At 71.0% G+C, this 21,206-nt stretch carries 15 protein-coding genes; 7 read left to right on the forward strand and 8 right to left on the reverse strand.

Annotation, left to right across the window (positions count from 1 at the left end; translation table 11 throughout):
- Positions 1 to 30 precede the first annotated feature (30 nt).
- The gene (locus ACGGCP_RS13680) at positions 31 to 1,095 is read right to left on the reverse strand and encodes a LacI family DNA-binding transcriptional regulator (RefSeq protein WP_392965589.1); all 1,065 of its coding nucleotides are present in this window, start codon (positions 1,093 to 1,095) and stop codon (positions 31 to 33) included.
- A gap of 204 nt (positions 1,096 to 1,299) precedes the next feature.
- On the opposite strand from ACGGCP_RS13680, the gene ACGGCP_RS13685 reads away from it, so the two are divergent.
- The 4 genes from ACGGCP_RS13685 to ACGGCP_RS13700 all read left to right on the forward strand — a co-directional run bounded on the left by ACGGCP_RS13685 (position 1,300) and on the right by ACGGCP_RS13700 (position 9,151).
- The gene (locus ACGGCP_RS13685) at positions 1,300 to 2,187 is read left to right on the forward strand and encodes a carbohydrate ABC transporter permease (RefSeq protein WP_392965591.1); all 888 of its coding nucleotides are present in this window, start codon (positions 1,300 to 1,302) and stop codon (positions 2,185 to 2,187) included.
- Entirely contained in the window at positions 2,188 to 3,090 is a 903-nt protein-coding gene (locus tag ACGGCP_RS13690) for a carbohydrate ABC transporter permease (protein ID WP_392965594.1), read from the forward strand.
- A gap of 36 nt (positions 3,091 to 3,126) precedes the next feature.
- A complete protein-coding gene (locus tag ACGGCP_RS13695; RefSeq protein WP_392965597.1) occupies positions 3,127 to 4,452 on the forward strand; it encodes an extracellular solute-binding protein in 1,326 nt (441 codons plus the stop codon).
- A gap of 106 nt (positions 4,453 to 4,558) precedes the next feature.
- Positions 4,559 to 9,151, forward strand: coding sequence for an ATP-dependent helicase (locus tag ACGGCP_RS13700; protein ID WP_392965600.1), 4,593 nt, complete (start codon positions 4,559 to 4,561; stop codon positions 9,149 to 9,151).
- 151 nt (positions 9,152 to 9,302) lie between these two features.
- On the opposite strand, the gene ACGGCP_RS13705 is transcribed toward ACGGCP_RS13700, so the two are convergent.
- Both ACGGCP_RS13705 and ACGGCP_RS13710 read right to left on the reverse strand, forming a co-directional pair.
- Positions 9,303 to 9,719 (reverse strand): RbsD/FucU domain-containing protein, encoded by a 417-nt coding sequence (locus ACGGCP_RS13705; protein ID WP_392965603.1) that lies wholly within the window; start codon positions 9,717 to 9,719, stop codon positions 9,303 to 9,305.
- Positions 9,713 to 10,738, reverse strand: a complete 1,026-nt coding sequence (locus tag ACGGCP_RS13710; protein WP_392965606.1) for a LacI family DNA-binding transcriptional regulator — start codon at positions 10,736 to 10,738, stop codon at positions 9,713 to 9,715. Before ACGGCP_RS13710 ends, ACGGCP_RS13705 begins: the two co-directional genes overlap by 7 nt.
- Before the next feature lie 162 nt (positions 10,739 to 10,900).
- On the opposite strand from ACGGCP_RS13710, the gene ACGGCP_RS13715 reads away from it, so the two are divergent.
- Positions 10,901 to 12,421, forward strand: coding sequence for an alpha-L-fucosidase (locus ACGGCP_RS13715; RefSeq protein WP_392965608.1), 1,521 nt, complete (start codon positions 10,901 to 10,903; stop codon positions 12,419 to 12,421).
- Positions 12,422 to 12,496: 75 nt separating this feature from the next.
- Positions 12,497 to 13,336, forward strand: coding sequence for a CPBP family intramembrane glutamic endopeptidase (locus ACGGCP_RS13720; protein WP_392965609.1), 840 nt, complete (start codon positions 12,497 to 12,499; stop codon positions 13,334 to 13,336).
- Between the two features lie 57 nt (positions 13,337 to 13,393).
- On the opposite strand, the gene ACGGCP_RS13725 is transcribed toward ACGGCP_RS13720, so the two are convergent.
- Genes ACGGCP_RS13725 through ACGGCP_RS13745 form a run of 5 tightly spaced genes read right to left on the reverse strand, consistent with a single transcriptional unit; the run spans position 13,394 to position 20,143 of the window.
- Positions 13,394 to 15,814, reverse strand: coding sequence for an RICIN domain-containing protein (locus tag ACGGCP_RS13725; protein WP_392965611.1), 2,421 nt, complete (start codon positions 15,812 to 15,814; stop codon positions 13,394 to 13,396).
- A gap of 37 nt (positions 15,815 to 15,851) precedes the next feature.
- Complete coding sequence (locus ACGGCP_RS13730; protein WP_392965613.1) at positions 15,852 to 17,081, reverse strand: mandelate racemase/muconate lactonizing enzyme family protein; 1,230 nt, start codon at positions 17,079 to 17,081, stop codon at positions 15,852 to 15,854.
- Between the two features lies 1 nt (position 17,082).
- Positions 17,083 to 17,910 (reverse strand): carbohydrate ABC transporter permease, encoded by an 828-nt coding sequence (locus ACGGCP_RS13735; RefSeq protein WP_392965616.1) that lies wholly within the window; start codon positions 17,908 to 17,910, stop codon positions 17,083 to 17,085.
- The gene (locus tag ACGGCP_RS13740; protein WP_392965619.1) at positions 17,910 to 18,872 is read right to left on the reverse strand and encodes a carbohydrate ABC transporter permease; all 963 of its coding nucleotides are present in this window, start codon (positions 18,870 to 18,872) and stop codon (positions 17,910 to 17,912) included. Before ACGGCP_RS13740 ends, ACGGCP_RS13735 begins: the two co-directional genes overlap by 1 nt.
- Positions 18,873 to 18,874: 2 nt before the next feature.
- Entirely contained in the window at positions 18,875 to 20,143 is a 1,269-nt protein-coding gene (locus ACGGCP_RS13745) for an ABC transporter substrate-binding protein (RefSeq protein ID WP_392965621.1), read from the reverse strand.
- Positions 20,144 to 20,276: 133 nt separating this feature from the next.
- On the opposite strand from ACGGCP_RS13745, the gene ACGGCP_RS13750 reads away from it, so the two are divergent.
- Positions 20,277 to 21,047, forward strand: a complete 771-nt coding sequence (locus tag ACGGCP_RS13750) for a FadR/GntR family transcriptional regulator (RefSeq protein ID WP_392965624.1) — start codon at positions 20,277 to 20,279, stop codon at positions 21,045 to 21,047.
- Positions 21,048 to 21,206 lie beyond the last annotated feature (159 nt).

Genomic DNA, 21,206 nt, shown 5'->3' on the forward strand with positions numbered 1-21,206 from the left:
CCTCCTGCCTCGCCGTGCGAGGCAGGAGGCCTATGCCTTTGCCGCCCAAGCGGTCGAAGCCCGGATGACCAGTTCGGTCTGGAGCGCCGGGACGCGCGGCGGCTGCGTGCCGTCGATGCGGCTGAGCAGTTCCTGCACGGCCGAGCGGCCCTGGGCGGCGAAGTCGACGCGCAGCGTGGTGAGCGGCGGTGAGAAGTACGCGGCCTCGGGGATGTCGTCGACGCCGGTGACGGAGACGTCCTCGGGCACGCGCAGGCCCAGTTCCTTCAGCGCCAGCATCGCGCCCAGCGCGGTCTGGTCGTTCGCGGCGATGACCGCGGTCGCTTCGATCCCGCGTCCGAGCCGCATGACCGCCTCGTATCCCGACTGCGCGGACCAGTCGCCGTGGAGCGTCCCGGTCGAGGCCAGCCCCCGGTCGGCCAGCGCCCGCTCGTACGCGCGGGCGCGGTTGCGCGCGGCCGAGTAGTCGCTCGGCCCGGCGATGTGGAGGAACCGCTCGTGCCCGAGCCCGGCCAGGTAGGCGATGAGCGACGGGAACCCGAGGTCGGTGAGCTGCGTGGTGTGCCCGGTGAGGGCGTCGTCCTCTTCGGCCGCGATGTGGGCGGGGACGCGGAAGTCGGTGCGCTCGAACACCTCGGTCATCGCGTCGGTCGAGGCCAGGGCCAGGATCCCGGCCACGTCCTGGGAGGCGGCGAGGCGGACGGCCTCGTCGACGGCGTCGGCGTCGCTCATGTCGAAGGTGATGATGTCGAGGAGGTAGCCCGCCTGGCGGGCGGCGGTGCTGGCGCCCTGGACGATGCGGCTGGGGCCGACCTGGTCGATCTCGTGGGTGAGGGCGGCGAGGCGGTGGGGGCGGCCGCTCTTGAGCGAGCGGGCGGTGAGGTTGGGGCGGTACTTCAGCGCTTCGAGGGCCTTGGCGACCTTCTCCTGGGTCTGGGGCCGGATGCCCTGGTAGCCCTTGAGGTAGCGGCTGACGGTCTGGTGGGAGACCCCGGCGGCGCGGGCGACGTCGTAGATCGTGGGCGGCTTCGCCGGGGTCCCCGGTTCCTGCTCCCCAGTGGGAACCGCCGTCTCGCCGACCGCGTCCGCTGTCATCCGTACCTCCGAAGTCCGGCGCCGGGTGCGGCGCTCCACCTGATTGTCCCGTGCTGCCCGCTGTGTCGTTCAGTCTGGCTCGCGCGAGCGAGTTTATCGAAAACATCTTGGTAAACTCGTCTTGTTTTCGAAAACATTCTGCGTTAGCGTACACACCTGCCACACCCGCCTCCCCGTCCATCACTGCAATGGAGCGATCACGTGATGCCCCGTCAAGCCCCTCGCCGAGCCCGGCCCGACTGGCGCGGCTGGCAGTTCGCCGGCCCCTTCGCCGCCGTGTTCGCGTTCGTGTTCATCGCCCCGCTGGCCTACGCGCTCTGGCTGAGCCTCTTCCAGAACCGGCTCGTCGGCGGCAACCGGTTCGTGGGGCTGGAGAACTACCGGACCGCGCTCACCGACCCCCAGTTCTGGGACGGCGTCCTCCGCGTCGGGCTGTTCCTCCTCGTCCAGGTGCCGCTCATGCTCGCCCTCGCGCTCATCGCGGCCCTGGCGATCGACAGCGCCCGGCTCTACGCCACCGGCCTGTTCCGGCTCGTGATCTTCCTGCCCTACGCGGTGCCCGCCGTCGTCGCCGTCCTCATGTGGGGCTTCATCTACGGCGACCAGTTCGGCCTCACCGCCGACCTCAACGCCGCCTTCGGCACCCACCTGCGGCCCTTCGCGCCCGACTGGGTCCTCGCCTCCCTCGGCAACATCGTCACCTGGGAGTACGTCGGCTACAACATGCTCATCTTCTACTCGGCGCTCAAGACGGTCCCGCACGAGCTGTACGAGGCCGCCGAGATCGACGGCGCGCGCGGCCTCCAGGTCGTCAAGGCCATCAAACTGCCCGCCGTGCGCGGCGCGGTCGTCATCGCCACGATCTTCTCCATCATCGGCAGCTTCCAGCTGTTCAACGAGCCCAACGTCCTCAAGCCGCTGGCCAACAACGTCATCAACAGCTACTTCACGCCCAACATGTACGCCTACAACCTCAGCTTCGCGGGCCAGCAGTACAACTACTCCGCCACGATCGCCATCGTCATGGGCCTGATCACCGCCGTGATCGCCTACGTGGTCCAGCTGCGCGGCACCCGCAGAGAGGACCGCTAGATGAGCACCGCCCACCGCACGATCCACCCCCGGGCCCGCCGCCCGCGCCACTCGGTCACCCGCCCGCGCAAGTCGCTCACCATGACCATCCTCATGGGACTGTTCCTCCTCTACGCGCTCGTGCCCCTCGCGTGGCTGTTCATCAACGCCTCCAAGACCCAGGCTGACCTCTTCGACGGCTTCGGCCTCGCCTTCGGCGACTCGTTCGCCCTGTGGGACAACATCGTCGGCACGTTCACGTACAACGACGGCATCTTCCTGCGCTGGCTCGGCAACACCCTCCTGTACGTCGTCCTCGGTGCGGGCGGCGCGACCCTCCTCGCCACCCTCGCCGGGTACGGGCTCGCCAAGTACGACTTCCCCGGCCGCAAGGCCTACTTCGCCGTCATCCTCGGCGCGATCGCCGTGCCCGGCACCGCCCTCGCCGTCCCGACGTTCCTGCTGTTCAGCGAGCTCGAACTCACCAACACGCCCTGGGCGATCATCGTGCCGTCGCTCATCAGCCCCTTCGGGCTCTACCTGGTCTGGGTCTACACCCTCGAATCGGTGCCCAAGGAGATCCTGGAGGCCGCCCGCATCGATGGCGCGAGCGAGATGCGCACCTTCTTCACCATCTCCGTGAAGCTCCTCGCGCCCGGCATCGTCACCGTCGCGCTCTTCGCGATCGTCGCCACCTGGAACAACTACTTCCTGCCGCTCATCATGCTCTCCGACCCCGACTGGTACCCGCTCACCGTCGGCCTCAACCAGTGGAGCGAGCAGGCCTCCGGCGTCGCCGCCGAACCGATCTTCAACCTCGTCCTGACCGGATCGCTCGTCACGATCATCCCGATCGTCGCGATCTTCGTCCTCCTGCAGCGCTTCTGGCAGTCCGGCCTCAGCGCCGGAAGCGTCAAGGGCTGAACCGCCCGAACCCCGCAACGAAGTGAAGGAACCCTCATGTCAAACCTGAAGCGCCGCACCCTGATCGGCACCGTCCCCTCCGCGCTCGCGGTCTCCGCGCTCGCCGCCTGCGGCGACGACGCCGAAGAGGCCGCGACCGGCAAGCCCGAAGACCTCGACGCCGCCCTCGAGAAAGGCGGCAAGCTCACCTACTGGACCTGGACCCCTTCCGGCCAGGCCCAGGCCGACGCCTTCACGGCCGCCTACCCGAACGTCGAGGTCGAAGTCGTCAACGCGGGCACCGCGACCGACGAGTACACCGCCCTGCAGAACGCCGTCGCCGCCGGTTCCGGTGCGCCCGACGTCGCCCAGATCGAGTACTACGCCCTCCAGCAGTTCGCGCTCTCCGACTCCCTCGTGGACCTCGCCCAGTACGGCTTCGGCGACCTCGAAGCCCAGTACACGGCCTCCACCTGGGCCGCCGTCAACCTCGGCGGGATCTACGGCCTCCCGCAGGACTCCGGGCCCATGGTCATGCTCTACAACCAGGCCGTGTTCGACCAGTTCGGGCTGGCCGTCCCCGCCACGTGGGACGAGTACGTCGCCGCCGCCGAGGCCCTCCACGCCGCCGACCCGAACCGCTTCCTCACCAACGACGCCGGCGACCCCGGCTACGCCCAGCCCCTCATCTGGCAGGCCGGCGGCCGCCCCTACACCGTCGACGGCACCACCGTCGGCATCGACCTCCAGGACGAGGGCTCCAAGCGCTGGGCCGACCTGTGGAACCGGATGCTCGGCCCCGGCCTCCTCGCCCCCATCCCCACCTGGAGCGACGACTGGTGGAAGGCCCTCTCCAACGGCACCGTCGCCAGCCTCATCATCGGCGCGTGGATGCCCGGCATCCTCGAAGGCTCCGTGCCCGAAGGCGCCGGGAACTGGCGCGTCGCCCCCGTCCCCAGCTACGACGGCACCCCCGTCACGGCCGAGAACGGCGGCAGCGCCCAATCGGTGCTCAAGCAGTCCGCGAACCCGGCCCTGGCCGCCGCGTTCCTGCGCTGGCTCAACAGCTCGCCCGAGAGCATCGCCGTGTTCCTCGAGAGCGGCGGCTTCCCCTCCACCACCGCCGAACTCGAATCCGCCGAGTTCACCGGCAAGGCCCCCGAGTACTTCGGCGGCCAGCTCATCAACGAGGTCTGCGTCGCCGCCTCCGCGAACGTCGCCACCGGCTTCCAGTACCTGCCGTTCCAGGTCTACGCCAACTCGGTGTTCCCCGACACCGTCGGCACCGCCTACACCGAGCAGTCCGACCTCAACGCCGGACTCGAGGCCTGGCAGTCCAACCTCGAGGACTACGGCTCCACGCAGGGCTTCCAGGTGCAATAACGCCTGGTTTCAAGGCCGCGCGGCCGCCCTGCCTCGTCTCGGGGCGGCCGCGCCGGAACTCCCGATCCGCGCACGCCTGTCACACCCGGCGGGCACCATGGACCCCATGGAACCCCACCCGCACCTGGCCCGGTTCTCGCCCGCGACCGCCGCGTGGTTCACCGGGGCCTTCGGCACGCCCACCAGCGCCCAGACCGGCGCCTGGCAGGCCCTCGCCGAAGAGAAGGACGTCCTGGTCGTGGCCCCCACCGGCTCGGGCAAGACGCTCGCGGCGTTCCTCTCCGCCCTCGACGGCCTCGCCCGCACCCCGCCGCCCGAAGACCCCAAGCACCGCTGCCGCGTCCTCTACCTCTCCCCGCTCAAGGCCCTCGGCGTCGACGTCGAACGCAACCTCAACGCGCCCCTCGACGGCATCCGCGCCGAATCCGCCCGCCTCGGCCTGCCCGAACCGGACATCCGCGTCGCCGTCCGCTCGGGCGACACCCCGCAGTCCGAGCGCCGCTCCATCGCCGTCCGCCCGCCGGACATCCTCATCACCACCCCCGAGTCCCTGTTCCTCATGCTCACCTCGGCCGCCCGCGAAGCGCTCACCGGAGTCGAGACGGTCATCCTCGACGAGGTCCACGCCGTCGCCGGAACCAAACGCGGCGCGCACCTGGCGCTCTCGCTCGAACGCCTCGACGCGCTCCTGCCGAAGCCCGCCCGCCGCATCGGCCTGTCCGCCACCGTCCGCCCGGTCGAGGAGGTCGCGCGGTTCCTCTCTCCTCAGAGGACGGTGGAGATCGTGCAGCCTCCGTCCGAGAAGGTCTTCGACCTCTCCGTGGTCGTCCCCGTCGAGGACATGGGCGAGCTCGGCGCGACCCCGAACACCGCGTCCGCCTCCGCCGCCGAGGCCCGCGCGACCAGCTCCATCTGGCCGCACGTCGAGGAGCGCGTCACCGACCTCGTCGAGCAGCACCGCTCCACGATCGTGTTCACCAACGCCCGCCGCGTCGCCGAGCGCCTCTCCAACCGGCTCAACGAGATCGAGTACGAACGCCAGACCGGCCGCAGGCTCGACGAGCACCACGGCCCCGCCGAGACGATGGGGAACGCCTCGGTCACACCGGGAGCGCCGCCGATCCTCGCCCGCACCCACCACGGCTCGGTCTCCAAAGAGCAGCGCGCCCAGGTCGAGGACGACCTCAAGTCCGGGCGGCTCCGCGCCGTCGTCGCCACCTCCAGCCTCGAACTCGGCATCGACATGGGCGCGGTCGACCTCGTCGTCCAGGTCGAGGCACCGCCGTCCGTCGCCTCCGGCCTCCAGCGCGTCGGCCGCGCCGGGCACCAGGTCGGCGCGGCCTCCCGAGGCGTGTTCTTCCCCAAGACCAGGGGCGACCTCGTCCAGTCGGCCGTCGTCGCCGAACGCATGCGCGCCGGGCAGATCGAGGCCCTCACGATCCCGCAGAGCCCGCTCGACGTCCTCGCCCAGCAGCTCGTCGCCATCACCGCGATGGACGACTGGGACGCGGGCGACCTGCTCGACCTCGTCCGCCGCGCCGCACCCTTCGCGTCCTTGCCGACCTCCGCGTTCAACGCCACACTGGACATGCTCGCCGGGCGCTACCCCTCGGACGCGTTCGCCGAGCTGCGTCCCCGCGTCGTCTGGGACCGCGAGACCGGCACGATCTCCGGCCGCCCCGGCGCGCAGCGCCTCGCCGTCACCTCCGGCGGCACCATCCCGGACCGGGGCCTCTTCGGGGTCTTCCTCGCCGGAACGGACCCGAAGCGCGGCGGCGGCCGCGTCGGCGAACTCGACGAGGAGATGGTCTACGAGTCCCGCGTGGGCGACGTGTTCTCCCTCGGCACCTCCTCGTGGCGGATCGAGGAGCTCACTCGCGACCGCGTCGTCGTCTCGCCCGCGCCCGGCGTGCCCGGCCGCCTCCCGTTCTGGATCGGCGACAACCTCGGCAGGCCCCTCGAACTCGGCCGCGCCATCGGCGCGTTCGTGCGCGAACTCGGCTCCCTGCAAGGCGACGCCGCGCACCGGCGCCTCCTCGCGGCGGGCCTCGACGAGTTCGCCGCCCGCAACGCCCTCGCCTACCTCGCCGAGCAGCGCGAGGCCACCGGCCGCGTCCCCGACGACCAGACGATCGTCGTCGAGCGCTTCCACGACGAGCTCGGCGACTGGCGCGTCGTCGTCCACTCGCCCTTCGGCGCGAAGGTCAACGCCCCCTGGGCCCTCGCCCTCGGCGCGCGCCTGCGCGAACGCTACGGCGTCGACCCGCAGCTCATGCACCACGACGACGGGATCGTCCTGCGCCTGCCCGAGACTTTCAGCGAAGACGAGCAGGGCGGTCACCCGCTCGACGCCGCCGACCTCGTCTTCGACAAGGACGAGGTCACCGCCCTCGTCACCGAGGCCGTCGGCGGCTCCGCGCTGTTCGCGTCCCGCTTCAGGGAAGCCGCCGCCCGCGCCCTGCTCCTGCCGCGCCGCCAGCCCGGCAAACGCCAGCCCCTGTGGCAGCAGCGCCTCCGCTCCGCGCAGCTCCTCGAAGTCGCGGGGGAGTTCCCGTCGTTCCCGATCATCCTCGAAGCCGTCCGCGAAGTCCTCCAGGACGTGTACGACGTGCCCGGGCTCGCCGAACTCATGGGGGACATCGCGTCCCGCAAAGTGCGCCTCATCGAGACGACCACCGCCGAGGCGTCCCCGTTCGCCCGCTCGCTCCTGTTCGGCTACGTCGCCCAGTTCATGTACGCGGGCGACACCCCGCTCGCCGAGCGCCGCGCCGCCGCGCTCTCCCTCGACTCCAAGCTCCTCGCCGAACTCCTCGGCCAGGCCGAGCTGCGCGAACTGCTCGACCCTGACGCGCTGGCGCAGCTCGAACGCGAACTCCAGTGGCTCACCGAGGACCGCCGCGCCCGCGACGCCGAGAGCGTCGCCGACCTCCTGCGCCTGCTCGGCCCGCTCACCGAAGCCGAACTCGCCGAACGCGGCGCCGACCCGGCCTGGGCCCGGGAGCTCGGAACCGCCCGCCGCGCGATCAGCGTCGACATTGCGGGACAAGCACATTGGGCCGCCGTCGAGGACGCGGGCCGCCTGCGCGACGCACTCGGCACCGCCCTGCCCGACCTCCCCGCCGCGTTCACCGAACCCGTCGCCGACCCGCTCGGCGACCTCCTCGCCCGCTACGCCCGCACACACGGCCCGTTCACCTCGGGCGAGGCCGCCGCGCGCTTCGGCCTCGGCACGGCCGTCGCCGAAGGGGCGCTCGGACGCCTCGCCGCCTCCGGCCGCCTCGTCGAAGGCGAGTTCCACCCGGACGGCCAAGGCCAGGAGTGGTGCGACGCAACGGTTTTGCGCCGACTTCGCCGCCGCTCGCTCGCCGCGCTCCGCCGCGAACTCGAACCGGTCCCGGCCGTCGCATTCGCCGAGTTCCTGCCGCAGTGGCAGCACGTCGGGACGGGCGAACTCCAGGGCATCGACGGCGTCGCCCGCGCCGTCGAACAGCTCGAAGGCGTAGCCGTACCCGCGTCCGCGCTCGAGAAGCTCGTCCTGGCTGCACGGGTCGGCGACTACGCCCCGGCGCTCCTCGACGAGCTCACCGCCTCCGGCGAAGTCGTCTGGGCCGGAGCGGGCGCGCTCCCCGGCAAGGACGGCTGGATCGCGCTCTACCCGGCCGACGCCGCCCGCCTGCTCCTGCCCGAACCGCAGCCCCTCGAACTCGACGCGGTCCACCGGGCCCTGCTCGACGCCCTCGCGGGCGGCTACGGACTGTTCTTCAGGCAGCTCGCCGAACGCGTCCGCACCGAGACCGAAGCCTCCGACACCCGCCTCGCCGACGCCCTCTGGGACCTCGCCTGGTCCGGGCGCGTCACCAACGACACGCTCGCCCCGCTCCGCGCCCTCCTCGGCTCCGGGCGCACGCCCGGCGCGACCGCCCACCGCGCCAAGCGTTCCGCGCCGCGCGGCCGCTACGGCGCGCCCGTCGGCTGGCGCGACATCAGGACCGACAGCGCGCCCCTCGCGAGCACCGCCACAGTGGCCGGACGCTGGTCCCTGCTGCCCGAACCGGAACCGGAACCCACAGTCCGCGCCCACGCGCTGGCCCGCACGGTGCTGGACCGGCACGGCGTCGTGACGCGCGGAGCGGTCGGGGCCGAAGCCGTCGAGGGCGGTTTCGCGAAGGCCTACCGTGTGCTGTCGGCGTTCGAGGAGACCGGGAAGGCCCGCCGCGGGTACGTCGTCGAAGGGCTCGGCGCGGCCCAGTTCGCCATGGACGGCGCGGTGGACCGATTGCGCGCCACCGCGTCCCGCCTCGAACGCGACCCGGCGGGCGGCGCGGCCGTGCTCGCCGCCGCCGACCCCGCCAACGCCTACGGCGCGGCGCTGCCCTGGCCCGAACCGCTGTCGAGCCACAAGCCCGGCCGCAAGGCCGGAGCGGTCGTGGTCCTCGTCGACGGCCGCCTGGTGCTCTACCTCGAACGCGGCGGCAAGACCCTCCTGGCATGGCCCGCAACGGAAGACGAGGACTGGTCGGCTGACGTGAGCCTCAAGGCCGCCACCGCCGCCCTCGCCGAAGCGACCCTCGCCGACCGCACCGGCAGCCTCGCGATCGAACGCGTCAACGACGACTCGGCCCTCGCGACCCCGCTCGCCCCGCACCTCGAAGCGGCCGGATTCCGCCCGACCCACAAGGACTTCCGCCTCCGCCCCTGAACGGTTCACTCGCGTGGCCGAAACGGCCGGCCGTGGGCGGCAACGCTCCGGCGGGGCCGTGCGCGCGGCTGAACTGCCGCGTCTGCGAAAGGCCCGCGCCGGAAGGCGCGGGCCGTCCGCCCTCCCGGCCGACGCCGATCCCGTCGATTCGCTACAGCTGCGGGGTCACGCCGATCGTGAGCAGCAGGTTCCCATAGGCTCGCCGGTCGCCCGAGACGATCACGAGCGCCACGTCCGCACCTCTCGACGCCGCGTAGAACTCGTGGCGGCCCAGCTCCGCGAACGGCACACCGGGCATCGCGGCCCGGTAGCCCGCGTGCGCGCTGACCGTCCCCTCCGGCGGCACCATCACCGTCGCCGACTCGACCACGACCGCCGTCAGCAGCGGCTCCAGGATCTCGTCCACAGTGAGCTGCCCAGGACGCAGGTTCAGGTGCACGAGCGCGGCGTTCGGGTGCTTCGCCGTCGCGGCCGGGTAGTTCCCGTCCGCGATGAGCACCTGCGAGCCGTGCCCGGCGGCGGCCAGCGCGGCGAGGATCGGCGGGTGGATGAGCTCGGTCTTCAGCACAGGTCTTCCAGTCTCTCGGAGGGTCGGTCGTGCATCTGCGCGACCGAGGCGCCGACGACGAGCCGGCTGCTGAGGGTCCTGATCCGCGGCGCCGCGTCGGCCGTGCCGTCGAGCCGGGAGCGGATGAGCGCGGCGGCCTCGGCCGCGATCGCGTCCGTCGGCTGCTCAACGATCGTCAGTCGCGGGCGCACCACCCGCGCGAGGTCGAAGTTGTCGAACCCGATGACCGAGAGGTCGACCCCGACCCGCAGGCCGGAGTCGCCGAGCGCGATGAGCGAGCCCACCGTGAGCTCGTAGTTCCCCGCGAAGAGCGCGGTCGGGCGCTGCGACATCGACAGGACGCGCTCGACCGCCTCGATACCGCTGTCCACGGTCAGCGGCCCGCGCAGGACATGCGAGTCGGGCACCTCGATGCCGCGATCGGCAAGCGCCGCAAGGAACCCCGCCGTCCGCTCCCGGGTCGTCGAGATGGCCGGGTCGCCGCCGACGACGGCGAAGCTCCGGTGCCCGTGGTCGGCGAGGTGGCGCGCGGCGGCCGCGCCCGCGCCCGCATTGTCGAGCACGACCCGGTCGGACTCCAACTCCGTGTCCGTCCAGTCCACGGACACGACCGGGATGCCCTGCTCCACGGCCCGGCGCAGCGCCTCCACGTCGCCCGGCGACGGCACCGCCACGATCCCGTCGACCATCCTGCTGCGCAGGAACTCCACGGCCTCACCGGGTTCGGGGCGCGTGGCGCACACCAGGACGCTGATGCCGTCGGGCCGCAGCGCCGCTTCGAGCCCGGAGATGATCGCCAGGTGGAACTCGTTGTCCAATGCCGGGAGCAGCACGCCCACGGTCCGCGACCGGCGCGAGCGCAGCCCCCGCGCGAACGCGTTCACCCGGAACCCGAGCTCGGCGGCGGCGGCCTCGATGGCCTCCCGGTTCTTGGCGCGCACGGGCAGCCCGTTGTAGTGCTTCGAGATAGTCGAGAGCGACAGCCCGGTCAGACGCTGGATGTCCTTGTACGTCGCCACGCTCACTCCACTCGACACGAAAGGTTTCGCACCAATCTACGGCCCGGCCGTTCGCCACGTCAACCGCCCTCGCCTTGACAGCGGCGGCAGTCGGCGGTTAGCTTGTCAGCGTTCAACACGTAACGTTTCGTTTTTGACTGCCGCAGCTCAAGAGGAGCCGTCATGACCGACCGCCTGCCGCCGCTGGACCTCGACACCCTGCCCGACCCCGTCGACGTCTCCGACAACACCGAGGCGCTGGCGGCCGTGCGCGCCGTCATCGACGCCGGCCCCTACACCGACACCTGGGAATCCCTCCAGCGGTACACCGTCCCCGAGTGGTACCAGGACGCCAAGCTCGGCATCTTCATCCACTGGGGCGTCTACAACGTCCCCGCCTTCGGCAGCGAGTGGTACTCCCGCCACATGTACGAGCAGGGCTCCGAAGCGTTCGCCCACCACGTCGCGACCTACGGCGACCAGAAGGACTTCGGCTACAAGGACTTCATCCCCTCGTACAAGATGGAGCGGTTCGACCCGGCCGCCTGGGCCGAGCTGTTCCGCAAGGCCGGCGCCCAGTTCGTCGTCCCCGTCGCCGAGCACCACGACGGCTTCACCCAGTACGACACCGACCGGTCCCGCTGGAGCGCCGCCAAGATGGGCCCGCAGCGCGACGTGTTCGGCGACCTCGTCGCCGCCGTCGACGACGCCTGGATGGTCAAGGGAGCCTCCTCCCACCGCGCCGAGCACTGGTTCTTCATGAACGGCGGCACCAAGTTCGACTCCGACGTCCTCGACCCCCGCACACAGGACTTCTACGGCCCCGCCCAGCGCAAGGAGACCGCCCCCAACGCGCGCTTCCTCGAGGACTGGCTCCTGCGCACCGTCGAGATCATCGACAAGTACCGCCCCCAGGTCCTCTGGTTCGACTGGTGGATCGAGCACCCCGCGTTCAAGCCCTACCTCGCCCAGCTCGGCGCCTACTACTACAACCGTGCCGCCGAATGGGGCCGCGAAGTCGTCATCAACTACAAGTGGGACGCCTTCGCCGAAGGCTCGGCGGTCTACGACATCGAACGCGGCGCGATGGGGGAGATCCGCCCCTTCGTGTGGCAGAACGACACCTCCGTGTCCAAGAACTCCTGGTCGTGGGTCCCGAACCACGACTACAAGAGCCCCGACGACCTCATCGTCGAACTCGTCGACGTCGTCGCCAAGAACGGCGTCCTCCTCCTCAACGTCGGCCCCAAAGCCGACGGCACCATCGCCGACGAAGAGCAGGAACTCCTTGTCGGCCTCGGCAAATGGCTCCAGGTCAACGGCGAGGCGATCTACGGCACCCGCCCCTGGGCCGTCTCCGGCGAAGGCCCCACCACGATCCAGGCGGGCTCCTTCGTGGACGCCGCCGACCGCGTCTTCACCGGCGCCGACTTCCGCTTCACCTCCCGCTCCCACCTCGGCGCCGAATACGTCTACGCCGTGCCGCTCGGCGACCCGGTCGACGGCGCCTACACGATCCGCTCCTTCGGCACCGGCGCCGGACTCCTCGCCGCCAAGATCAAGGACGTCGCCCTCTTCGGCGAATCCGAACGCCCCCAATGGGAGCAGACCGCCGAAGGCCTCGTCGTCCGCACCGGCAAGCGCGCCGTCCTCAAGGCGACCCTCGAACCCGAGACCGCCCACCCCCGCTGGGACTTCTTCTAGCCGCGCGCACGCCGCTCCACGGATACACTGTGGAGTGAAGACGGCCCGCCCGTCCCCGCCGAACCGGAGGTGCGCATGGCCGTCGAAACCGACCGAGGATGGTTCCGGACGTTCATGGAGCGCGGCGGCTGGTGGCGGGCCGTCGCGTTCACCGCCGCCTACCTCGTGCTCTACAGCGGCGCCGGACTGCTCATGAGCGCCCTGTTCGGCGACCGCATCGCCGACGACATGTTCGCCGACACCGCCACCGTGTTCCTCGCCCTGTTCCTCCCGCTCGCCGCCGGATCGGCGCTGCTGGCCGGAACGGTCGCCCTCCTCGGCTGGTCCCGCCCCCTGTTCGGACGGCAGCCGGTCCCCGGCCGGGCATGGATGTGGATCGCACCGCTGATCGTGGTGCTCGCCGCGCTCCTGCGGATCCTGGGCACCGACTACGGCCGGTACACCGCGGGCGTCGTGGCCATGACCTACGCCGCCGGGCTCCTCATCGGCTTCGCCGAGGAGGTGCTGGCCCGAGGCATCGTGATCCACATGCTCCGCCGCCGCGGATTCGGCGAGCTCGCCGTGATGCTGCTGTCCTCGCTGCTGTTCGCCCTGATGCACGCCACGAACCTCCTCTCCGGGCAGCCGCCGGCCACAGTGGCCGCCACGATGGGGTTCACCTTCGCGTTCGGCGTCGCCATGTACCTGACCCTCCGCGCCACGCGGTTCCTCATCTGGCCCGTGCTGCTCCACGCCGCCACCGACCCGTCGACGTTCCTGGCGACCGGCGGCATCGACGAAGCCGCCACCGGCGGCACCGACCCGCTCGTCGCCCTCGCCGGGGCCTCAGTGCTCCTGTACGCACTGCTGGCGGTCGCCGCGCTCTTCCTCATCCGCGACCGCACCGACCCCGATGCCCTGCAAGGACGACCCTGACGAGAACGGCGACGGCGCGGCCCGCGAGGGCCGCGCCGTCACCGGTTCAGGCCGGGCCTAGCCCAGCGTCCACTTCTGGTTCGACGCTCCCGTGCAGGACCACAGGTGCACCTTCGTGCCGTTGGCCGTCCCCAGCCCCGACACGTCGAGGCACAGCCCTGACGCGGCGTTCGTGATGGTGCCGTCCGCGTTCCGGTTCCACTGCTGGTTCGCGCCGCCGTGGCACGTCCAGATGATGGCCAGGGTCCCGTTCGCGGTCCCGCCGCCCGACGCGTCCAGGCACCGCCGGTTCCCGTCGGCGTACACCGTCAGTTCCTTCGCGGCCGTATACGTCCACCGCTGGTTCGCGTTGGTGTGGCAGTCCCAGATCTGCACCTGCGTGCCGTTCGCCGTCGCCGAGTTCGGCACGTCCAGGCACCGGTTCGCGCTCTGCGAGCGCAGCACGCCCGTAGTCGCGCCGCCCCCGCCCTCGCGCGGCCCCGCGTCCGCCATGATCTGCGACGCCGCAGCCGGAGGCGAGCCCGCGTTGAACGTCGTATTGTTCCTGACGGTGTTGCCGCGCTGGCCGTCCACGAGCCCGGTGATGGCCGAGTTCGTGGTGAAGTTCCCGGTCAGCGTCATGTTCCCGGTGAGGTTGCTGTTCTGGTTGTTGGCGTGCGCCCACTGGCCTGCGGTGTTGCGGAAGACGTTCCCGTTCGCGGTGAAGTACCGCGAGCCCTCGTCGAAGTACAGGCCGAGCTGCCCGCTGTTCTCGCAGAAGTTCCCGTTGACCGTGCTGCTCGGGTGCGCCGAGAGCGAGTAGATGCACCCGGCGTCCCACAGCGTCTCCACGACGTTGCGGACGTGGTTGCCGGTGACGTGCACTTCCCTTGAGGTCGTCGGCGTCTGGTAGATCGGCTGGAAGTCGTAGAGCCCCCGGTTGAGGTACTCGGGGCTGCCGCCGGGGTCGTTCGCGCCCCAGCCGAAGCCGACGTTGATGCCGCTGTATGGCATGTCCGACACGTAGTTGTGGTCGATCGTGAGCCGGGTGGCGTAGGTGCCGAGGATCGCCGCGTGGTCGAGGTACTCGACGGCGGTGTCGTGCACGCTGTTGTCGCTGATGAGGATGTCGCTGTTGACCATCCGCGTGTCGGAAGGGTGGTGGGCGTCGGGCCGGACCCCGCCGACCACGATCCCGCCGCCCGCGCTGGAGGTGAACTCGTTGCGCAGGACCTTGATGTTCTTGGCGCCCAGGCCGACCCCGGTGCTGTGCGCGTTGGCGTCGTTGCCGATGCCCAGGCCCACGGAGCCGAGGTTCACGAAGCGGTTGTCCGCGAACGTGATCCCGTCGGCGGCCGAGACCTGCACCGCGCCCGGGACCTGCGCCCAGGAGTTGCGCGCGGCCTCGAAGCCCTTGCAGCCGGACTTGCACGAGGTGAACGCGTCGGCGGGCCGCTGGGACTGGACGCCGGTGATGAACGTGCCGGTCTGCTGGTTCGCGTACCCGTTGTTCGAGCCCGGCTCGAGCCAGGTGGTGCCGGTGAACGTCAGCCCTGAGAACACGAGGCCGCGCACGGGCGCGTCGTAAGTACCGCCGACCTCGATGAGCGTCTGCAAACGCGGCAGCTCGACCTTCGCGTTCGCCATGTTCTGGCCCGAGAGCGGCTTGTAGTAGAGCCGCCCGGCGGTCGTGTCGAGGTACCACTCGCCGCCCTGGTCGAGGAAGCGCTTGGAGTTGAGCAGGTAGTAGGTCGGGCCCCGGAAGGGGCTCTGGATCGTGTCGTACCCGTACGTGTTGTTGTTCCACGCGGGCTGCTGCATGGTCACGGTCCGGCCGCTGATGCCCTGCACGGGCGCGAACCGGTTGGTGAACGACAGGAGGGCCTGGAACTCGATGCGCTGCTTGTCCGGCAGCGACGCGAGGTAGTCGAAGTTGCCGTTGTTGAGCGTGAACCCGGAGGCGTTGAACGTCATGTCGCCCGCCGCGATGCCGGTGCGGGCCCGCTGCGCGAGCACGCCGTCGACATAGAGCTGCCGGGTGTCGAAGCCGGTGCCCACGTCGGCCCGCCAGATCCCGGCGTTCGCGTCGTCGAGGGTCCATCCGGTGACGGGCTGCGCGCCCGTGACCACCGGCTTCGCCCCGTCGGCGGCTTTCCAGGTGACGGTGTGGCCGTTCTTCCCGGAGTCGCTCGCGTTGAACCGCAACGCGCTCGAGAGCCGGTAGGTGCCGTCGAGGAGGTTGACGGCGACGTCGCCGTCGCCCGCTCCGGCCGCCGTGCGGGCCCGCTTCTGGGCCTCGGTGAGCGTCTTGAGCGGTTGGGCGGCGGTGCCGGGATTGCTGTCGTCGCCGTTGGGGGAGACGTAGTAGGTGTACGCGGTCTGCGCTTGGGCCGGGGAGGCGCCGAGGGCCGCGAGGGCTCCGGCGACGGCGAGGAGCAGGGCCGCCGCGAGGGCGGGGATCCGCTTCTGCGGTGAACGGAGCGGGGGTGAGTGCCGCATGGCGTTGTGCCTTTCCTTCATTGGCGAGGCGGGGTTGCTAGGTGACGGGTACTCGCCGGGCGGGCGGCGCCTCGGGATCCTCCATTTCGCGGCGAGCAGGGGATCGATCGGACGCATTGCCCTGCAAGGCGTTGGCCAGCAGGCGCAGCCCCGCGCGCGCGGGCCTGACGCCCGGCCCTGCGGGGTCGGCCGGGCGCGGCTCGTGCCCGAGCCCGGCGATGACTCCCTCGTGGACGCGGAGGCCCAGGCCGGGGGAGTCGCCGAGGACGAACGCGCCGTCCTCGATGTCGAGGTCGGCGGTGACGCCGACGGGCGGGCGCAGATCCTGCAGCTCGCTCACGAGGTGGTTGGGGACGGAGGTCGCGGCGTGGAGCAGCCCTACCGGCGCGTTCCCGATGGGGCTCACCGGCAGGTCGAAGGCGTGCGCGAGCGCGGCGACGCGCAGGAAGTGCGTGACGCCGCCGACGGCCGAGGTCTGCACGACGTCCACGCCGCCCGCCGCGAGGAGCGGGCGGAACTGCTCCAGCCCGGTCAGGTTCTCGCCGGTCGCCACGGCCGCCCGCACGCCGCGCTGCACGACCGCGAGCCCCTCGGCGTCCCAGCGCCGCACGGGCTCCTCGATCCACGCGAGGTCCACAGTGGTCTCGATCTCGCGGACGTGGCGCACGGCCTCCTTGCGCGACCACGTCTCGTTCGCGTCGAGCATGAGGCCCGGTCGCGCCGCGCCCGCTTCGGCGAGCACGTCGCGCACGATGCCGAGCCTGCGCCGGTCGGCCGCGACGTCAAGGCCCCCTTTGAGTTTGGCCGCGCGCAGGCCCCGTTCGGCGTACACGCGGTAGGCCGCCGCCAGGCCCTCGTCGTCGAGGCCGATGTCGAGCCCGGACGCGTAGGCGGGCACGACCCGGTCGCGGCCGCCGAGGAACCGCCACAGCGGCTCGTCCGCGTACTGCGCCTTGAGGTCCCACAGGGCCGTGTCGAGCGCGCCGATCGTCCCGAACAGGGCCCCGCCGTGTCCGGCCTTGAAGGCCCACCGCTGCATCCGGTCGTAGAGCGCGGTGACGCTCCGCGGGTCTTCGCCGTCGATCGCACCGAAGACCGCGTCGATCCCGAAGTGCGAGCCGATCCCGACTCCGGTGAGCCCTTCGTCGGTGTCCACCAGCACGACCGGCACGGTGGTCACGCCGTCGGCGAGGACGCCGTTCGCGTCCCCGACGGGCCGCGCCCACTCCTGCACGGTCGTCAGCGTGCGGTAACCGGTGATCCGCATGTCATCCCTTCGTGGCCCCGGCGGTGACGCCGGTGGCGATCTGGCGCTGGAAGCAGAGGTAGAGCGCGAGCACCGGCAGGGCCGCGATGAGCACGCCCCCGGCGAACGTGGGTATGTCGGCCGAGTACTGGCCGCGCAGCGAGGTCACCCCGACCATGAGGGTGCGGTGCTCGGGCGAGGGCATCATGAGCAGCGCGATGAGCACGTCGTTCCAGCAGAACAGGGCGTTGAGGATGCCCACTGACAGGAGCGCGGGCCGCCCGAGCGGCAGCATGATCCGGCCGTAGACCCCGTACGCCGAGTTGCCGTCGATCCGGGCGGCGTCGAGGATCTCGGCCGGGATCGTGCTGTAGTAGCTCGTCATCAGGAACACCGTGAACGGCAGGAACTGTGCGACGTACGCGAGGATCAGCCCCGGGTAGGTGTCGATGAGCCCGGCCTGCCCCATGGTCCGCGCGAGCGGCACCATGATGACCTGGAACGGGATGAACAGCGCCGAGAGCACGGCCAGGTACAGCAGCCTCGACCCTCGGAACCGCAACTGGCTCAAGGCGAATCCGGCCATCGACCCGAACAGCAGCAGGAGCGCGACCGCGCCGGTGACGACCAGGACCGAGTTCGCGAGGTACCGGCCCATGTCGGCGTTCTCCCACGCGGTGGCGAACGCGTCCCAGCGCAGGCCCTCGGCCGGGGCGAACCGGTCGAGCACGTATTCCTGCCGGGTCTTCATGGCGACGTTGGCGGTGAACACCAGTGGGTACACGGTGGCGATCGCCAAGGCGGCCATGGGGATCGCGGCGAGCCAGCGTCCGGCGCGGAGCGGGGCCATCAGTCCTCCCTCCCGGCCCGGCGCAGGACCGCGATCTGTGCGAGCCCGACCACGAGCATGACGCCGAAGAGCGCTGTGGACGCGGCCGACGCGAGGGCCGGGCGGCCCATCTGCCCCTGCTGGAACCACACGTAGTACTCGGGCAGGTAGGTCGAGCCTTCGGGGCCGCCGCCGGTCATGACGTAGACGAGGCCGAACATCGAGGTGAGCATGCCGATCATGGTGGTGACGACGACGAACTGGATGGTCCGTGAGAGCCCGGGCACGATCACGTGCCAGACCACGCGCGGCATCGACGCGCCGTCGATGCGCGCCGCTTCGATGAGCGACGCGTCCAAAGTGGCGAACCCGGCGAGGAACACCACGAGCGCCATCCCGAACGTGGCCCAGATGTGCACGCCCACGACCGCGTACATCGCGATGCCGGGGTCGCCGAGCCAGTCGACCGGCCCGAGTCCCACGGTGCCGAGCAGCGCGTTGACCGGCCCGTCGAAGGCCAGCAGCAGGTTGAAGATCGCCCCGATGATCACCGGGGAGAGCACGGCGGGGAAGAAGTAGACGCTCCGGTAGACGCGGTGCCCGGGCACCCGCAGGTAGACGAACGTCGCGAGCAGCCCCGGGATCGCCACGGCAACCGGCAGGAGCAGCACGAGCAGGCCCACGTTCTTCATCGAAGCCGTGAACAGCGGGTCCTCGAACAGTGCGGCGTAGTTGTCGAACCCGACGGCCTGGCCGTTCCGCTCGCCGTCGCCGGTGAACGAGAAGTTCACGCCGAGTCCCAAGGGGTACAGGCGGAACGCGCCGATGACGAGGACGGCCGGGGCGATGAGAACGTACGGCGCGAGCCGTTCGGCCCGGGACCGGCCCGCGGCGCCGCGCCCGGATCTCGCGCGGCGCCGCGGAGTTTGAGGGCCGGTCCGGACGCCCTCACTCGTCCGGACCGGGGTCTGCGTGCCCGGCATCCCTAACCCGCCTGGTCGCTCTCGGCGAGCTGGGCGAGGGCGTCGTCTACAGTGACCGATCCGCTGAGGAGCTGCTGCGACAGGCGTCCCATGAGCTCGATCGTCTCGGCCGACAGCGCCACGTGCAGGGCCGGCTTCCCGGTCTGGATCGCGTCGACGATCTCGGCGGTGGCCGGTCCCGAACTGGAGGCGTCGATCGTGGTGTCGGCGGCGATCGCGCCCGCGTCTGCGTAGAACGCCTCCAGCGCGGCCGTCGAGGACAGCGAGCGAACCAGGTCGGCGGCGAGTTCGGGGTCGGCGGTCCACTCTGCGACGCCGTACCCGATGCCGCCGTCGTACGGCAGGCTCGGCTCGGCCCCGGCGATGGCCACGGGCGCGGGCATGACGCCCACGTTCTCGGCGCCGAGGAACTCGCCGAAGTCCTTCCAGTGGCCCACATCGGACATGAGCCCGATGGTGTGCGCGGCGTCCCCGGCGTCGAAGACCGCGAACTGGTCGTTGAACATCGCGGTGGAGTTCACACCCTCGTTGTTGAGCCCGGCCTGCTCGGCCTCGACCCACATCTCGAAGACCCGCTTCACGCCCGGGGCGGTCCAGTCGCGGTCGCCCGCGATCCACGCGTCGTACTCCTCCGGGGTCAGCACGCCCGAGCCCATCCCCGAGAGGAAGAACTGGATGCCGATGCCCTCCTTGTTGCCCAGCGCGAAGCAGTCGGCCCCGGTGGCCTCCTTGATGACGGCGCAGTCCGCGGTGAACTGCTCCCAGGTCGCCGCGGGGGCCTCGGGGTCGAGCCCGGCCTGCTCGTAGAGCGCCTTGTTGTAGTAGATCGGGTGGCCCTGCAAGGTGACGGGCGCGGCGTAGACGTGCCCGTCGGCGGTGAACGCCTCCCACCCGGCCAGGCGGTCCATGTCCTCGGCGAGGTAGTCCTCGAGCGGCAGGAGCGCGTCGGTGCGGTCGCGCAGCTGGCCGCCGCCGTTGAAGAGCATCACGTCGGGGCCCTCGCCGGACTGGATCGCGGTGCCCAGCAGGTTGTAGTACTGGTCGAACGGCTGGGCCACGAACTCGACCTCGACGTCGGGGTGCTTCGCGGCGAAGTCGGCCTTCGCCGCCTCGATGTAGGACTCGGCGGTCGCGTCGCCGGACTTCCAGTCCCAGACCACGAGGGTGCCGCCGTCGCCGCCGCCGGAGGAGTCCGGTCCGGCCGCGCTGCCGCATCCGTAGAGCGCAAGGGGCGCAACCAGAGCGGTCGACCATAGTGCTCGTCGCTTCATCGCAGATCACTCTCTGTAGGGGTACCGGAGGGGTCCGGCTCACAGGGTCGCCAGTAAACGTAACTTGTATGACGTCTTACGTCAATGGACTGATGACGTACACTGGGCGGCGACCCCGAGCCCCGGAGGAACGATGACGGCAGTGCAGCGCCGCACGGTGCAAGAGCCCGAACCCCCGACCTGGTCGCGGCGGCCCGTCAACCTGGCGAAGGCCGTGACCGAGGAGCTGGTGCGGCGCGTCGTGCGCGGCGACTACCCGGCCGGGTCGACGCTGCCCGCCGAGCACGCGCTCTGCGCGACGTTCTCGGTGAGCCGCACCGTGGTCCGCGAGGCCGTGAAGGTCCTGCAGGAGAAGGGCCTGGTCCAGATCCGGCAGGGCTCGGGCACCGCCGTCCTGCCGCCGACCTCGTGGAACCTGCTCGACGAGCTGGTGCTCGCCGCGGTCATCGACGACGACGCGACCCTCGGCATCCTCGACGACGTCGTGGTCACCCGCCGCCTCCTCGAATCCGACATGGCGAACGTCGCCGCCCGCGTCGCCGACGAGGACGCCGTCGACCAGATGCGGCAGCTCGTCGACCGCATGGACGAGCTGGTGGACGACCCGGAGTCCTATCACGAGCACGACAGGGCCTTCCACGACACCGTCATGCGCGCCTCGGGCAACCGCATCGCGCGCGCCGTCGTGCGCTCGCTCGAGAGCCAGGTCATCAACACGTCCAGCTACATGGGCAAGACCGAACGCGCCCTTTGCGAGGCGTCGAATCGGGGCCACCGCCGCATCAGCGAGCGCATCGCCGCCCGCGACCCCGAGGGCGCCGCCGAGGCGATGTTCGCGCACATCACCGACGCCTGGCTGGTCCGCCGCGCCGAACAGGGCGACCCGGATCGCTTGGCGCGCTAGACATCCGATGTATGTCCCTGTCGCACAGGGACATACATCTGCAAACTTCCGATTATTCCCGGGTCTTGACCTCATAGATCCAATCTATATAGACTAACGTCGATATTCAAGGCACCGCACGGCCTGATCCCCGCGCCGGTTGGGAGCGATTCCAGCCGG

This window comes from Glycomyces sp. NPDC048151, assembly GCF_043202775.1.
GTDB lineage: Bacteria > Actinomycetota > Actinomycetes > Mycobacteriales > Micromonosporaceae > Glycomyces.

Excerpts from the sequence above, each read along its gene's own strand:
- ACGGCP_RS13680 (WP_392965589.1), bottom strand. The coding sequence starts at position 1,095 with ATGACAGCGGACGCGGTCGGCGAGACGGCGGTTCCCACTGGGGAGCAG.
- ACGGCP_RS13685 (WP_392965591.1), top strand. The coding sequence starts at position 1,300 with ATGCCCCGTCAAGCCCCTCGCCGAGCCCGGCCCGACTGGCGCGGCTGG.
- ACGGCP_RS13690 (WP_392965594.1), top strand. The coding sequence starts at position 2,188 with ATGAGCACCGCCCACCGCACGATCCACCCCCGGGCCCGCCGCCCGCGC.
- ACGGCP_RS13695 (WP_392965597.1), top strand. The coding sequence starts at position 3,127 with ATGTCAAACCTGAAGCGCCGCACCCTGATCGGCACCGTCCCCTCCGCG.
- ACGGCP_RS13700 (WP_392965600.1), top strand. The coding sequence starts at position 4,559 with ATGGAACCCCACCCGCACCTGGCCCGGTTCTCGCCCGCGACCGCCGCG.
- ACGGCP_RS13715 (WP_392965608.1), top strand. The coding sequence starts at position 10,901 with ATGACCGACCGCCTGCCGCCGCTGGACCTCGACACCCTGCCCGACCCC.
- ACGGCP_RS13720 (WP_392965609.1), top strand. The coding sequence starts at position 12,497 with ATGGCCGTCGAAACCGACCGAGGATGGTTCCGGACGTTCATGGAGCGC.
- ACGGCP_RS13725 (WP_392965611.1), bottom strand. The coding sequence starts at position 15,814 with ATGCGGCACTCACCCCCGCTCCGTTCACCGCAGAAGCGGATCCCCGCC.
- ACGGCP_RS13730 (WP_392965613.1), bottom strand. The coding sequence starts at position 17,081 with ATGCGGATCACCGGTTACCGCACGCTGACGACCGTGCAGGAGTGGGCG.
- ACGGCP_RS13735 (WP_392965616.1), bottom strand. The coding sequence starts at position 17,910 with ATGGCCCCGCTCCGCGCCGGACGCTGGCTCGCCGCGATCCCCATGGCC.
- ACGGCP_RS13740 (WP_392965619.1), bottom strand. The coding sequence starts at position 18,872 with ATGCCGGGCACGCAGACCCCGGTCCGGACGAGTGAGGGCGTCCGGACC.
- ACGGCP_RS13745 (WP_392965621.1), bottom strand. The coding sequence starts at position 20,143 with ATGAAGCGACGAGCACTATGGTCGACCGCTCTGGTTGCGCCCCTTGCG.
- ACGGCP_RS13750 (WP_392965624.1), top strand. The coding sequence starts at position 20,277 with ATGACGGCAGTGCAGCGCCGCACGGTGCAAGAGCCCGAACCCCCGACC.